This window comes from Bombella saccharophila, from assembly GCF_026385475.1.
In the GTDB taxonomy this organism is placed as follows: Bacteria; Pseudomonadota; Alphaproteobacteria; order Acetobacterales; family Acetobacteraceae; genus Bombella; species Bombella saccharophila.
Map to the genome: position 1 here is coordinate 122786 of NZ_JANIDW010000001.1, position 15038 is coordinate 137823.

Here is a 15038-nt window from a genome sequence, read left to right on the forward strand (position 1 = left end):
GTGGGGCGTTGGTTTTACCCAAGCCCGATGTGAAAGAAGGAAAGGGAAGAGGCTGATGAAAAAACTAGCAGCCAGTCTGATAGGGTTGGTGGTCGTGCTGACAGGCATCAGCCTTGCCCCACAGTTTTTGATAGACCAAAACCATTTGCGTGAGCGGGTGACGGCGGTGTTCCAAGCCCAAACAGGCTTAGAGCTTAAAATGGGAGAGACGTCTTTTCAGCTCTTACCATGGCCGTCTTTCCAAGCGACAAATGTGGTGTTGACGCGCCCGGGTTGCTCGCCCTTTGTTGTGGCGCGGTCTGTCCATGCGGATATGTCTTTATTTGCGTTGTTAAATCGTGATGTTTCTTTTCAAGATTTCACGATCAATGGGGCAGGGGTTATGCTCCATCGGGCAAGCGAGGGGCAATGTTCTACATGGCTGCCGGTGATGTCTCAGCCGGCACAAGGTGGGGCTGTTCCTGCTGCTATGCCGGGCCATCTTCTCCCGCGGTGGAAGGTAAGCTTTGGGGCTTTGCATCTAAAGAACGCGACCCTCTCATGGCAGGATGATCTCTCAGATGGAGAGGTGCCGATTAGTGGTCGTGTTCAGATCACGCGTTTGGAATTAGAGGGTATGCGCAGTGCCAGCCCGTGGGTGGATCTAAGCGGGCAGTATGAGCATACGCCCTTTACGTTGCGTGGGCGTATGGGGCCGTTGGAGCGTTTGCTCTCTGCCAAAGCAGAGCAAAAGGGGCCGTGGCCTTTCAGCCTTGGTATGACGTTAGGAGATGGCACGCAACAGGACCATGCTACTTTAGATGGAACAATGAGCGATGCGCATCGTCTGCAGGGCTTAGCTTTTACGCTGGAAGGACATTGGGCTTCCCTTAAACGCTTGCATCGTCTGTTTCCGCATTTTATGCCGGTGGAGATGGAGCAGCTTGATGGCACGCTGCGCCTTCATGCAGTTGATGTTCCGCATAAGGTTGATGCTGGGCTTGATAAAGGGGCTGATGTCGCTTTGACGGATGCTCTGTTGCATGTGCCACAGCGTTTGCGCCCTGATGTGATTCATCTCCATTTAGGGCATGTAACGGCTCCAACAGGGCTTCAGCTACGCGATGTGCGTTTGGATGCTGAGAACGGACAAGCCCCTCTTATTATGCAGGGTAAGGCCACCAAGGGGCGGTATGCGTGGCTCTTCCATGGGGAGGTGCAAAGCTTACAGCAAGCGGTAATGGCTGGGTTGCCGGGTGATTCTACCCCTGTGATGGTGAAGATGGAGCTGCAAGGTGAGGACAAAACGTTAGCGAGCCTTTTTAACCAAAGTGACACGGAAAAAGGGAATGCCGCGCAAGAGCATGTTTCGTTCGCTCTGCAAGGGCAAATAGGGCGGACGGGCAGTATGCTGGATGTCTCCGGCCAAGCGCATCTTTTGCAATTACCTGATTGGGGATGGTTCTCTGGCCTTTTGCTGCATGATGTCCATTTAAAAGGCCAGCTCGCTTTTGGGGCGATAGAGGAGGCGGGCCTGCCGTCTGTCACACTGCATGATCTAGTTTTTGAAAGTCAGGAGATCGGTGGGAGCGCGGCTATGGTAGTGCCTGCTCCTCTCGGCGCGGCAGGGCTGACAGGGCAGATACATCTTGCCCATATGGATGAGACGCGCTTTCACTATGCGCCGATTATGGAGTTTGCGGGGGGCGCGGCGGAGCCGTCTGTGCCGACTTTATCACTCGGTGCTGCGCTCAAAACAGTGGAGCAACCCCCTGCTACGTCTATGCCCTCAGGAGAGAGTCGCTCGTCGGGGGATCGTTATATAGGTGCGCAATATGCTGGCTCTCACGAGATGGAAGCGGAGGCTCATAGAGGGCAATCTCATGCAGAGGCGGCTTTTGCAAACCTCCCGGGCCATGATGGCCCTCTGGCGCGTTGGTTAGGGGCTCTGGCCGTCCAACCCTTGGATATAGATTTTACGGCTGATCATCTCCAAAGTACGGAGGTAGAGTACCAAGGGCTGCACCTGCATCTTTTAGGGCATGAGGGGCATCTTGTTCTTTCTGTCCTAGGGGGGGCGGTGCAAACTGTATCATTATCGGGCGAGATCGTGCTTGATGGCTCTACTGAACCTTTGCGGATGGGCATGAAAGCGGACCCGCTCATTTTGCCCGCACGTTGGGTGCAGTTGGCGTTAAACCAGCCTGTTACGGTGGAGGGGCCAATTCAACTTGTAGGGGCTTTAGGGACGGAAGGTGCGCATCCATCTGACCTTTTGCAAGCGATTGAAGGGCAGATGGGCCTCTCCATTGTGGATGGGCGTATCCATCGGGAGGTTTTAGCCCCCTTAGCAGGCCCCGCGGCACGGTTGCTCAAGCTGGGTGATGGCACTATGGGCCTGCGCTGTGCTGCGGGCGTGGTGCAGTTTAACCATGGGCAGGTTCATTTTGGGGATATGGCTTTGGAGGTCAAACATCTTTCGGTCCTTGGGCAGGGCAGTATGGCCTTGGCAGACCAAAGCTATACGCTTCAGCTTATGCCCCATGTTAGTGTGATTGGAGCGGATTTCTCCACACCATTGCTGCTGGAGGGTAAAGGGGGAAGCGTCCATATCGGTACAGCAGGGAAAGATGGCGTCCCCGCTTTGCCCCCGCTTGATACAGCAAAATTTGGTGATGATGCTTGCGCTTATGCTGTGCAACAAGCACGCGCAGGGCGGCAAGGTTTGCCCCTACCTGAGCGGGAGCAAGACCATGGCGGTGGTGCAGGGGGTATCCTGCGTGCGCTTGGCCTTGGTGGGCATTAAAGAGAAGGGGGTAGAGCGTGGTACAAGCGCGTAAACGCTTTTGGAAGCATGTAACCGTTGGGCCGGTCGGAGATGATGGGCGACAAGGCGTGTTGCTAGATGGCCGGCCCGTGCGCTTACCTGCGGGCGCTGTGCTGGCGGTATCGTCCTCCGCCCTGGCTCATGCTCTGGGGGAGGAGTGGCGGCAGATTGCTGAAGGAGCGCATTTCACCCCTGATGATTTGGTGCTGACGCGTATTACCGGGAGTTATATTGAGCGTATTTTGCCCGACCGTACTGCGACAGAAGCCGTTCTCTATGGCTATGGGATTGATGATAATCTCTGTTACCAAAGCGAGGCGCAGGATGGGGCTTTAGTTAGGCGCATCCTTGCTTGGGCAGCGGAGCAAGGGTTACATCCTGCCATGACTGAGGCGGTGATGCCGCTAGAGCAGCCAGAATTCTACAAAGAGGCAGTAAAAGCCACGCTGGCGAAGATGGACCCTGCCTTATTGGCCACGTTAGGGGTTATGGTCCCTATTATGGGCAGTTTGCTGCTGCCTCTCGCCCTTGTGCGGGGGATCGTGTCTTTTGATGACGCTGTGCATCTTGCCCATGCAGATGAACATCAGCAGCTTACAAAATGGGGCCATGATAAAGAGCTGGCCCGCCAATTAGAGCGCAAAAACGCGGATATTGCGGATGCGCTCCGTTTCTATAACCTCATGCAGGGTTAGAATAGCGGGGGTATCACACCCCGCTATCGGGTACCATGATGCTGACGGCGGCCGTAGCGGCGATGCCTTCTTCACGCCCGGTGAAGCCGAGACGCTCGGACGTTGTAGCTTTGACGGAGATGCGGCTGGGATGGACCTTGAGCAACTCGGCCAAACGAGCACACATGGCCTGAGCATGAGGGCCGATTTTGGGGCGTTCGCAGATGATGGTGAGGTCGGCATTCACCAACATCCCCCCCTTGGAGCGAATTAGCTCCCCAGCATGGATGAGGAAACGAGCGGAATCCATATCGCGCCATTTTTCATCTGTGGGGGGGAAATGCCGGCCAATATCGCCCTCATTAAGGGCGCCGTAAATCGCATCGCAAAGTGTATGGATTCCCACATCGGCATCAGAGTGACCGGCAAGGCCCTTCTCATGAGGAATCTCAATACCGCATAGGATGAGCTTACGCCCCTCAGCAAAAGCGTGGACATCATAACCCAACCCAACACGCGGTAAGAGCGGTGGGGTAGGCTGGTTTTCTTGGCTTTGCATGGCACGTTCAAGCCGCATAAGGTCCTCCGTAACGGTCAGTTTAATATTATCTTCGGCCCCCATAACGATAGCCACAGGGTGGCCTGCTGCCTCTAAAAGCCCGGCATCATCGGTTAAGGCTGTGCGGTGGCGGGTATGGAGGGCGTGCAATAAAGGAAAGGAGAAGCCCTGCGGGGTTTGCGCACGCCATAGCCCATCACGCGGGACGGTATCGGTGATGATGCCGTCTTTGACCTTCTTTAACGTATCGCTGACAGGCAGGGCAGGGATAACGCCTTCATGATGCTCTAACGCTTCTAAAACACGGGTAATGAGGGCCGCTGGCACATAAGGGCGCGCACCATCATGAACAAGCACAATATCCGGGGGTGTGGGCAAAGCAGCCAGAGCCTCCAACCCAGCGCGCACACTATCATGACGCTCGGCCCCGCCGGGGACGGGGGAAAGAACATCCAGCCCCGCTAGAGCTTGCGGGAGGAGAGGGTCACTGCCTACAGGTTGGAGATAATCAACATGCGGCAAAAGGGCGAGGGCCGCATGACGAATAACAGGCTGCCCCGCAAGGAGATGGAACTGCTTGCTGATGGCTGCTTGTTCTTCTGTCGTACCAGCAGAGAATCGCCGCCCACGCCCTGCGGCAAGGAGGAGGGCCGCAACGCGCTTGCGTTTAATGGGAGAGGGAGTGGCGTCCAAGGGGGCGTCCTTCGCAAAACCGGGAGGTTAGTGGGTCATGCCGATATGATGGGGGCTGTCTAGGCTAAAAGCTGGCACGCTGACATCAAAGCGATGACCGCTCGCTGGGGTAATCATGTGATAGACGCCCTCCATAAAACCGCTAGGGGTTTTGAGCTCTGCTCCAGATGTATATTGGTAGTTACTTTCGGGAGCGATGATGGGTTGTTCCCCAACGACGCCCTCACCATGCACTTGCTCTTGGCTGCCGCGTTCATCGGTAATGGTCCAACTACGGGAGAGGAGTTGGACGCTTTCTTGGCCGTTATTTTCGATCAATACGTGATAAAGCCACACATAGCGATGCTCATCAGGGTCGGAATGTTCATCAACCCAAAAAGGCCGAACATTGACCGTTACATCCCCCGTGCGGGCAGTAAAAGCGGGGAGGGAGGTGATGGGCTCTAGCTCAACAGTGTCTGTGTCAGCCAATGAATCTTCTGAGGGGGGAGCGTTATCAGACATAGGCTCTTACTAGACTCATTATAGAGGGTTGTCACGGTTGCGGAGGATATTTACAGAAAGGCCGCCCATCATGGGGGTGGTATGATGGGCGGCCGGGGGTGCGGGCAGATTCCTTATAACATAAAAAGGGGGGTTAGCGTCCAGCCCTTAAAGCAGCTTCTGCCCCACGGCGAATATCTGCGATGAGGTCCTCTGCATCCTCTAAACCAACAGAGAAGCGGATGGAGCCATCGGTAATGCCAAGGGCATTGCGTTGCTCTTGCGTTAGCTTGCGGTGTGTTGTGGTGGCAGGATGTGTAGCAAGGCTGCGTGCATCACCAAGATTGTTAGAAATAGCAATGAGTTGAAAGGCATTGAGGCACGCAAAAGCCCCTTTCTTGCCATTTGCAACGGTAAAGGCAATCAGCGTGCCGCCATTGCTCATTTGTGTATGTGCAAGCTTTGCTTGGGGATGGTCTTTCCGCCCCGGATAGCGCACAGCGGTAATGCCGGGGAGGTCGCCTAGTACATCAGCAATACGGGCAGCATTGCGGGCCATAGCCTCAACGCGGAGTTGTAAGGTCTCTAGCCCCTTAGAGAGAACCCACGCATTGAAGGGAGAGAGCGTGTTACCTGTATTGCGGACAAAGGGTTGCAGCGTCTCGGTAATCCATTTTTGGCTGCCTAGAATCGCCCCGCCCATCACACGGCCTTGCCCATCAATATGTTTGGTGCAGGAATAGATAACGACATCGGCCCCAAGCTCTAACGGTTTTTGGCCGACAGGGGTGGCAAAGACATTATCGACCATAAAGAGCGCACCCGCTTTATGAGCAAGCGTGGCAATATGGCGAATATCCAGCACATCCAGCATAGGGTTGGAGGGGGTCTCAATCAGCACAGCCTTAGTAGGGCGGGAGAGGGCCTCCTCCCACGCTGCGGGGTTGGTGCCGTCAATCATGACCGTCTCAATCCCATAAGCGGGAAGCAAGCTGTCGAGCAGCCAATGGGTGGAGCCAAAGAGCGCGCTGGAAGCAACAATACGGTCCCCCGCTTTAAGATGGGCGAGTAACGCGCAGGAGACAGCCCCCATGCCGGTGGACGTCGTCTGGCAGGCCTCGGCTCCTTCTAGCAGGGCGAGACGGTCTTGCAGGGCATCGACCGTGGGATTGCCATAGCGGGAATATTGGAGATGTTGAATCGTGCCTTCAAAAGTAGCCTCGGCTTGCTCGGCACTATCATACACAAAGCCGGATGTGGGGAAGATGGCATCGGATGTCTCCCCATGTTCGGTACGATGGCGCGCTTCATGCAGCAGGCGTGTGCCTGTGCGACAGGAGGCAAGGAAGGTAGGGTCGGTAGAGGGCATGGGTTCCTCCAGCTGAAGAGGCAGCCGCACCCCAGCGGGCCGCCTAATTGAGATGGAGGCCGTCTGAAGTCCTGATTCTGCGGGGGAGAAACAGGGCCTCTTTAGCGCATGTTGTTTAACCTCGCCGCAAGCCGGCCTATCAAATCACGAGGGCGATGGTATGTCCCATCACGATGAGACTATGCGCTCAGGGTGGGAGAGCGTCAAGCGCAACTATTGCGAAAAATATATAAACAAGGGATTGCACGCTGTTACTCCCCTCAGTATAACAACCCTCGTTGAGCGGATGTAGTTCAATGGTAGAACGGCAGCTTCCCAAGCTGCATACGGGGGTTCGATTCCCCTCATCCGCTCCAAGATTTCTCTAAAAATTTGGGTATGATGCGTTATCCGTTAGGTAGAGCCTTACGGGCTGTTGAGCGTGTCTTGATAATGTTGGCCATCAAAGACCCACCGGTCATTCCCATTGATGAGCAAATCCGCCATGCCATTATGATAACGCCGTGTGATGCGAATGGTGCCATTCACGCTATCAAGCAAGGTCTCCCAGTCGTTTCCAGCTTGACGGTAAATGGAGGTCGTGCATCCGGCCGAGCCGCATAGCCGATAAGATTGCAGTTGTACAAAGAGAATCGTCTCTTTTTGGCGTGGGGAGAGCCGGGCTGTCCCCGTAAGGATGATGGGTTGGTCGTTATGGCGGGCTGCATCATCGAGGAGGTCAGCATTAAGAGCGCGTGCCTGCTTGTCGAGCTCTGTCCCAGGGCGGGCTTTTAACTCTACAGAGGTTGTGTTGGGGGTATGGCGTGCATGGGGGGCTGCTAATGCTTGATGCGTAAGAGAATGCAACGGATTAAAAGCGATTAGCGTAATAGTGAGAATGACGAAACGAAGAGACCGATGGCATGAGCATGTCATAATGGTGATCCTGTAAGGAGGAGAAGGGATGAAGGGGCGGGGTTCTTATTCGTATCGCAAAGTGACGACAAGGACATCACGATAGGCTGGTTGTGAGGGGTCTTCTGGCTCCACAGCGGTTACTCCATGATAAACGCGATGATCATTTACAATAGCGGTATCGAGCGGGTCCTTTAATGTAAAAGACCCTAGTTCTGTCTGCTTATTCAGCGCATGGATACTCGTAACGCCCTCGCGAATATTGATACGGTTGATCATAAATACAAAGACCCAATCTACACCATCGCGATGCATACCCTCTGGCGTGGGACGACCTTGCGTATGAACTGCGGCCTCAATGCGGAATTGATGAACCTCCACATGCCATGAGGTTGGGCGTGCATGCTCTTGGGCGAGGTGATCAGCTAATGTCGCACTGGCCTTTAGGATTGCTTGGAGTGCAGGATGATTGCCTATCTCCTCGCTAATAGGGTTGAACCAGCGTTCTATCCCGCCATTGAGAAGGTTATAATCTCGGCTTTGATAATGTGGCTGATGTTCTTTGCGGGTTATGTGACCGCTATTGATGGAAAATGTCCCATAACGGCGACGGCGGTAACGCCCGCTATCGGCCATGTAACGGTCCATCCCTAACGTGTTCCAACTCGCTACGAAGCTCTCCCAATCCTTTAGACCATAGGGTGTTAGCCATGCTTGAGCATGATGAGCAGGTAGAAAAAGAAAGCCTTGTTTATGAAGTTGGGCTTCGTCCGTCCGGTTAAGGGCTGTGCAAGACGGTATCATGACGGCCGATTCCCTTTCTCCAGCTTAGGGGTGTAGGGCAAAGCTATAACTTACTTATGTGTATCTGTCTGTAGAGTGATATTAGGCTCTTCCTCTCACATGGTTGTGAATGTGAGAGGAAGGGCGCAGGATTAATCGTTCTTTTTGTGTCGTTCTTTGCCGTTAAGGTCTGGATTATTGGGGTGGAAGCGCTCCTTGAGGGCGACGCAGAGTGTACGGAAAAGGCCGCTTAAACCCATCTGATGCTGGCGGAAGAGGCCCTCGTGAATAAAACGTGCCAATTGGGCCCCTAGGCCGTGACCACCAAAGCCTTTTTTGGAAGGCCACATACCCCAAGCGTTATAATGACCTAAAGAGACGACAGACCCACGGTCGGTATAGACGAAGGGTACAGGCGCTTTCCCAGCGATTTGCCGAGGGATAGCCACCCGGCCAACATAGCGCCCTTCTTGGCGGGCGGCTTGTGCGGTTGGGGCAACGGGGTTGACCTCCATGCGGGCACAATCCCCAATGGCGAAAATTGCGGGGTCTTTTGTGGTTTGGAGCGTTGCAGTGACCATAATCTGGCCGCTGCGGCTTAGCTCTAGGTCTTTTAGTAAGGACGTTGCTGCACAGGCTTTTACCCCGGCTGCCCAGATAGGAAAGTCGGATTGAATACGACGGCCATCTTTGAGGGCGATATACCCACAGCCGACTTCACTAACCATCCCTGATACAATGACCTGGAAGCCGAGTTTCTCCAGCTCTGTTTTGGCTTCGGCAGACACTTTCTCTGGGAAGGCGGCGAGCAGACGCTCAGAGGCTTCAATCAAAGTGGGTTTAAGCAATTTGCGCCGGGCATCAGGCCCAAGACCGGGCGTGTTATCAATCGCTTGGCAGAGTTCTGCAGCAAGTTGCACACCGGTCGCTCCCCCGCCGACAATGCCCATATGGACAGGCTCGTTTGTAAGTTGAGCGCGCTCAATAAGGGAGCGGAAACGGTCATGGATGGTGGTTGCATCAGCGAGGGAGTTAAGGAACAGGCAGTTCTCTTTTGCTCCAGGTGTCCCGAAGTCGTTTGCACAAGAGCCAAGGGCGACCACAAGTGTATCGTAAGGGAGAGTCTGTCCATCCTCTAAGGTGAGCGTCCGATTGGTGCGATCGATCGTCTCCATTGTACTTTGGATAAAGGTAAAGCCAAAGCGTTTAGCGAGCTCGTTAAAAGCGAATAGATTACCTTTAGGGCTAATGGTTCCTGATGCAAATTCATGCAAGACCGGCTTCCAGAAATGGACCTTGTTTTTATCAATCAAGGTGACCGCCACACGGGGGTTATGGCTCAGCTGCGTTGCGGCTTCTAGCCCGCCAACACCACCTCCAAGAATGACGATACGTTTCTTTGTGGCCATGAGCCCGTTCCTCGTTTTTTGATGCAATCAGCGCAAATAGGACGCGCATGGTAGTAAAACGTGTCCTAGTAGCCTTCCCATGCAGGAGATACAAGCCCTGATGAAGGAAGAGCGCATATTTTTTAAGGGGTTATTAAGGTTACAGGGGGGATGGCTCGTCTAACTGCGATACGAGCCATTAATATCGATATAACCGTGGGTTAGGTCGCACGTCCAAATACTCGCAGAGCCTGCACCTAGCCCCATATCCACCGTGATGGTGATTTCCTGCTGGCGCATATAAGCATCCAGAGCAGAACTATCATGCTCTTTGACGCAACCTTGATGGGCAACCCAATGGTCCCCAATCGCGATGGAGAGTTTATCGCGGTCTGCTGGTTGGCCACTTTTACCAACCGCCATAACGATGCGGCCCCAATTGGCATCCTCCCCAGCGATGGCCGTTTTCACCAAGGGGGAGTTAGCAATGGCTAAAGCGATTTTGCGGGCGGATTCATCACTTTCGGCTTCTTGGACATCAACCCTGATGAGCTTAGTCGCCCCTTCGCCATCACGCACCACGAGCAAAGCAAGCTCATGCAGTAGCTCCTTTAATGCGGTGCGGAAGGCAGCGAGTGCGTTATCCTCAAGGGCGGTGATCTCGGCATGTTTGGCCTGCCCTGTAGCGAAGAGCATGACCATATCTGACGTGGATGTATCGGAATCCACAGTGATGGAATTAAAGCTCGGCCCTACAGCTTCTTCCAATAGGGCTTGCAATACAGGTTGGGGAAGAGCGGCATCGGTGGCGACATAGGCGAGCATAGTTGCCATATCCGGCGCAATCATGCCGGAGCCTTTGGCGATGCCTTGGAGGCAGACCGTCACATCCCCAATAGCGACCTCACGGCGTGCCGCCTTGGGGAAGGTGTCTGTTGTCATAATAGCGCGTGCAGCGTCCTCCCACCGGTCCTCATGGAGGCCCTCAATGGCGGCGGGGAGGGCTGCGATAATTTTTTTATAAGGGAGGGTCTCCCCAATTACGCCTGTGGAGGCAAGAAATACGTCTTCCACAGGGCAATCTAGTAGATGAGCGACCTCACCTGCACATGCTACCACAGCCTCCTCACCAGCACGGCCAGTAAAGACGTTGGCATTGCCAGAATTGACCAACAAAGCCCGTGCATGGGGCGTATGAGCCAGCGCGCCCCGGCACCAAGGGATGGGGGCACCGGGGCAGAGATTGCGTGTAAAGACCCCGGCTGCTGTCGTACCCGGCGCGAACTCAACCAACATGAGGTCTGTTCGTCCCTTATAGCGTATATTAGCCTCCACACCGCTAAGACGCACCCCAGCGATAGGGGATAGTTTGGGGAGGGAGAGGGCCAAAGGGGAGCGCGGGTACGACTGTGCCATGGTTAGTGTGCCGTATTTGCTGGGGTGGCAGCAGGAGCCGGTGCTGCTGGGTTGTTCGTAATAGGCTGGCCTTTTGCATCGTAATGCACGATTCGGGCTTGCTTCTCGGCATTCTCCACGACCTTACGCACTTCCTGACGGATCAGATCGCGGCGGATTTGGTCGCGGACTTGCTCAAAGCTGGGCACTGGGGCCGTACGCGTCCCTAGGACTTGGATGACATGCCAACCATATTGCGTATGGATCGGTTTCTGCGTGATGCTACCAGACTTCATGGCAAAAGCAGCATCGGAGAAAGCAGAGATCATATCACCACGCTTAAACCAACCGAGGTCGCCCCCATTTGTGCCACCAGAGGCTTTGTCTGTGGAGAGGCGGCTGGCGAGCTTGGCAAAATCAGCCCCTTTATTGAGCTGGCGGATAATATCCTGCGCCTTTGCTTCGCTATCTACCAAAATGTGGCGAGCATGGACCTCTTCCTCCGGCTTTTTGGAGGCGTACTGGGTCTGATAATAGGCTTTTAGGGCATCATCGGTCAGCTTTGGTGCCACCTGCTCTTCCAGATACGCGTTTTGAAGAGCATTCCCCGCTGCGGCTTCCATGGCTGCTTTAACAGCGGGTTTCTCCGGTAGGCCCTCTTTTTCAGCCTGAATCTGCACTGCCTTTTGATCAATCAGCTGATTGATGAGCAGCGGGATAATCACTGTAGGTTGGAGCTGGCGTGCCTCCGGGGGCAAGGTCGCTGCAGCACGTTGCACATCGCTTAGGGTGATTTTTTGGTCATTAACAGTGGCTAACACCAAGTTGGGGTCTGTTGCTGGCGTGGTAGAGGATTGCGCCGTGGCATCGGCCTTGGTGGCCGGTTGCGCTGGGGCGGCATCAGCCGCTATGGCCTGCGTTGTTAGGGAAGAGAAGCTCCCAATGAGAGCTGTGCAGAGTAAGAAAGAGCGGGAAAGCCGCATGAAAGACCTCGTTATTTCGATCTATTAAAAATCAGCCCTGTTACCATGACAAAGCCGGCCGATCCCTGCAAGGGGATGAGGGGAGCAAAACCCAAAGTATTTCCTATATTTTATGTTATTTTTTATGTTGTGTTGCAGGTTAAGTGGCCTTTTGCGGGCTGGTTATATGTTTAATGGAGGATGAAAATAGTGCATTATAGAGGGGGAAACGGGCTTTTTCATTGACCATACTAGCAAGGCCGCTTATGTCGGGCCTATATGAAAAGCGTTGTGACCATCCGTAGCAGGTTCTTTTCGGCTTTCAGGGAAAGAGGAAGGGACACTGGCCGCTGATGGCAAAATTTTCAGGGTATCTCATGCTTTCACGCCTTGCTCGCGCCCTTTTTGGCCATTCTAACGACCGCTCTTTGAAGAAATATCAGCGGCGAGTGCCGGAGATTAATGCCTTCGAGCCTCAGATACAGGCTCTTACGGATGAGGAATTAAAGGCCAAAACGGCAGAGTTCCGTCGTAAGTTGGCTGATGGTGCTACGCTGGATGAGCTGCAGGTCGAGGCTTTTGCGGTGTGCCGGGAGGCGTCTCGCCGTGTATTGGGGATGCGCCATTTTGATGTGCAGTTGATTGGCGGGATGGTTCTTCATGATGGCCGTATTGCCGAGATGCGCACAGGTGAGGGTAAAACCCTTGTCGGTACGCTCGCAGTTTACCTAAATGCCCTAACAGGCAAGGGCGTGCATGTTGTAACGGTGAATGACTATCTCGCCCGCCGTGATGCGGAGGAGATGGCTCGTCTTTACGGCTTCCTCGGCCTCACAACTGGTGTGATTATCCCTAACCTCTCTGATGAGGAACGCCGAGCAGCTTATGCGGCGGATATTACTTACGGGACGAATAACGAGTTCGGCTTTGATTATCTGCGCGATAACATGAAATACGCGCTAGAGGAGATGGTACAGCGGGACTTCAACTTCGCCATTGTCGATGAGGTGGATAGTATCCTCATTGACGAAGCCCGCACCCCGCTGATTATCTCCGGCCCTGCGGATGATAGTTCCGACCTTTATCGGCATGTAGATGAGGTGGTGGCACGTTTGGTTGAGGAGCCAAATGTGTATGATAAAGATGAGAAGATGCGGACCGTCACCCTCACAGAGCATGGCTCTGACCTTGTGGAGGAGATGCTGAATGCGGCGGGGCTATTGCAGGGCGGGGGATTATATGACCTGCATAATGTCTCGGTCGTGCATCATGTTCAGCAATCATTACGGGCGCGGACGCTCTTTACGCGGGATGTAGATTACATCGTCCGTGATGGTAAAGTGATGCTCATTGATGAGTTTACGGGGCGTATGATGGATGGTCGCCGTTACTCCGATGGGTTGCATCAAGCCCTAGAGGCGAAAGAAGGGGTGGAGATTCAGCAGGAGAATCAAACGCTTGCTTCTATCACCTTCCAAAACTACTTCCGTCTTTACCCCAAACTTGCGGGCATGACCGGTACCGCGATGACGGAAGCGGATGAGTTTGCGGAGATCTACAATCTTGAGGTGGTGGAAATCCCCACCAACCTGCCTGTCCGCCGTAAGGATGCGAATGACGAGGTCTATCTCACGGCGGAGGAGAAATACGAGGCCGTAGCGGAGTTGATTCGTAAGGTTCATGAGCGGGAACAGCCTATCCTTGTTGGGACGGCCTCGATTGAGCAGAGCGAGATTCTCTCACATCTTTTGCGGCAGAAGCGTATCCCCCATAATGTGTTGAATGCACGGCATCATGAGCGTGAGGCGAGCATTATTGCACAAGCAGGGGTGCCCGGCGCGATTACGATTGCTACCAATATGGCCGGGCGCGGGACAGATATTAAGCTTGGCGGCAATGTGGACATGCTGGTGGCTGAAAAGACCGCAGGTATTGAGGATGAAGCCGAGCGTGAGGCCGTTGCTGCCCAAGTGCGGGCGCAAGTTGCGGCAGACCATGAGCGTGTGCATGAGCTTGGCGGGCTTTATGTTATCGGGACGGAGCGACATGAGAGCCGGCGTGTTGATAATCAGCTCCGTGGGCGGTCTGGCCGTCAGGGTGACCCCGGTAATTCGCGCTTCTTTTTGTCCTTGCAGGATGATTTGATTCGCATTTTCGGCTCGGATCGTATGGGCGCGATGATGCAGAAGATGGGCCTAAAGCGCGGTGAAGCGATTGTGCATCCTTGGTTGAATCGTGCCTTGGAGAAAGCGCAAAAGAAGGTCGAAGCCCGTAATTTCGATATGCGGAAAAACACGCTGAAATATGACGATGTCATGAATGCACAGCGTAAAGAGGTCTATGCCCATCGGCGCGAATATATGGCCTTGAAGGACCTTTCCGGCGTTATTGCGGATATACGCGGCAAGGTGATTGAAGATATTGTCCATGCGCATATCCCCGAGAATGCCTTTGTTGAAGCTTGGGATATTGAAGGGCTGACACGCGAAGTTAAGCGTGTTTTGAATCTTGATCTGCCGATTGCAGAATGGGCGCAAGAAGATGGCATGACCGAAGAAGGTGTCATCGAGCGGATTGAGGAAGAAGCCACACGGGCTCATGCTGCGCGTGCAGCGACCATCGGGCCGGATATGATGCGCTTGATTGAGAAGCATATTCTGCTCACATCTTTTGATGGCGCGTGGAAGGAGCATCTCCACGGGCTAGACCAAGTGCGCCAAGGGATTGGCTTGCGGGCTTATGGCCAGCGCGACCCGCTTAATGAATATAAGCAAGAAGCCTTCCAGATGTTTACATATATGCTGGAAGATATGCGGATGCGCGTTGTGCAGGCGATTGCCCATGTGCAGCCTGTTAGTGAGGCACCTACCATGCCGGAGGTTCCTGCGGCGATGCAGGTGGAGGAGCCCGTAGAGGATGAAGCGTTGGATACAGCCACATTTGCGCGTTGGTTGAATGAGGTTCCACGCAATGCCCCATGCCCTTGTGGCTCTGGGTTAAAGTTTAAACATTGTCACGGCAAGATGGTTTAA

General features: G+C 54.1%; 11 protein-coding genes, 1 tRNA gene and 1 riboswitch. Of the genes, 4 read left to right on the forward strand and 8 right to left on the reverse strand.

The features are described 5' to 3' along the window. Positions 1 to 55 precede the first annotated feature (55 nt). Both NQF64_RS00570 and NQF64_RS00575 read left to right on the forward strand, forming a co-directional pair. Positions 56 to 2785, forward strand: coding sequence for an AsmA family protein (locus NQF64_RS00570; RefSeq protein WP_266106142.1), 2730 nt, complete (start codon positions 56 to 58; stop codon positions 2783 to 2785). 17 nt (positions 2786 to 2802) lie between these two features. Further along, entirely contained in the window at positions 2803 to 3501 is a 699-nt protein-coding gene (locus tag NQF64_RS00575; protein ID WP_266106143.1) for an ATP12 family protein, read from the forward strand. A gap of 13 nt (positions 3502 to 3514) precedes the next feature. Here the strand turns inward: NQF64_RS00575 and ispF are convergent, their stop codons facing one another. The 3 genes from ispF to metZ form a co-directional block, all read right to left on the reverse strand. Further along, positions 3515 to 4732, reverse strand: coding sequence for a 2-C-methyl-D-erythritol 2,4-cyclodiphosphate synthase (gene ispF / locus NQF64_RS00580; protein WP_266106144.1), 1218 nt, complete (start codon positions 4730 to 4732; stop codon positions 3515 to 3517). Positions 4733 to 4759: 27 nt separating this feature from the next. Continuing rightward, complete coding sequence (apaG, locus tag NQF64_RS00585; protein WP_180794173.1) at positions 4760 to 5236, reverse strand: Co2+/Mg2+ efflux protein ApaG; 477 nt, start codon at positions 5234 to 5236, stop codon at positions 4760 to 4762. Positions 5237 to 5369: 133 nt separating this feature from the next. Then, on the reverse strand, positions 5370 to 6584 hold the full coding sequence (gene metZ, locus NQF64_RS00590; RefSeq protein WP_099026222.1) for an O-succinylhomoserine sulfhydrylase: 1215 nt from the start codon (positions 6582 to 6584) through the stop codon (positions 5370 to 5372). Positions 6585 to 6664: 80 nt separating this feature from the next. Then, a riboswitch (SAM riboswitch) is annotated at positions 6665 to 6745 on the reverse strand. Positions 6746 to 6866: 121 nt separating this feature from the next. Here metZ and NQF64_RS00595 point away from each other — a divergent pair. Continuing rightward, positions 6867 to 6940, forward strand: a tRNA-Gly gene (locus tag NQF64_RS00595). Between the two features lie 49 nt (positions 6941 to 6989). On the opposite strand, the gene NQF64_RS00600 is transcribed toward NQF64_RS00595, so the two are convergent. The 5 genes from NQF64_RS00600 to NQF64_RS00620 form a co-directional block, all read right to left on the reverse strand. Beyond that, complete coding sequence (locus tag NQF64_RS00600) at positions 6990 to 7499, reverse strand: hypothetical protein (RefSeq protein ID WP_266106145.1); 510 nt, start codon at positions 7497 to 7499, stop codon at positions 6990 to 6992. Positions 7500 to 7544: 45 nt separating this feature from the next. Next, complete coding sequence (locus NQF64_RS00605; RefSeq protein WP_266106146.1) at positions 7545 to 8282, reverse strand: 2OG-Fe dioxygenase family protein; 738 nt, start codon at positions 8280 to 8282, stop codon at positions 7545 to 7547. Positions 8283 to 8413: 131 nt separating this feature from the next. After that, on the reverse strand, positions 8414 to 9670 hold the full coding sequence (locus NQF64_RS00610; protein ID WP_266106147.1) for an NAD(P)/FAD-dependent oxidoreductase: 1257 nt from the start codon (positions 9668 to 9670) through the stop codon (positions 8414 to 8416). Positions 9671 to 9829: 159 nt separating this feature from the next. After that, positions 9830 to 11065, reverse strand: coding sequence for a bifunctional glutamate N-acetyltransferase/amino-acid acetyltransferase ArgJ (argJ, locus tag NQF64_RS00615; RefSeq protein ID WP_266106148.1), 1236 nt, complete (start codon positions 11063 to 11065; stop codon positions 9830 to 9832). A gap of 2 nt (positions 11066 to 11067) precedes the next feature. Beyond that, complete coding sequence (locus NQF64_RS00620) at positions 11068 to 12027, reverse strand: peptidylprolyl isomerase (RefSeq protein ID WP_099026217.1); 960 nt, start codon at positions 12025 to 12027, stop codon at positions 11068 to 11070. Positions 12028 to 12383: 356 nt separating this feature from the next. On the opposite strand from NQF64_RS00620, the gene secA reads away from it, so the two are divergent. Further along, the gene (secA, locus tag NQF64_RS00625; protein ID WP_266106569.1) at positions 12384 to 15038 is read left to right on the forward strand and encodes a preprotein translocase subunit SecA; all 2655 of its coding nucleotides are present in this window, start codon (positions 12384 to 12386) and stop codon (positions 15036 to 15038) included.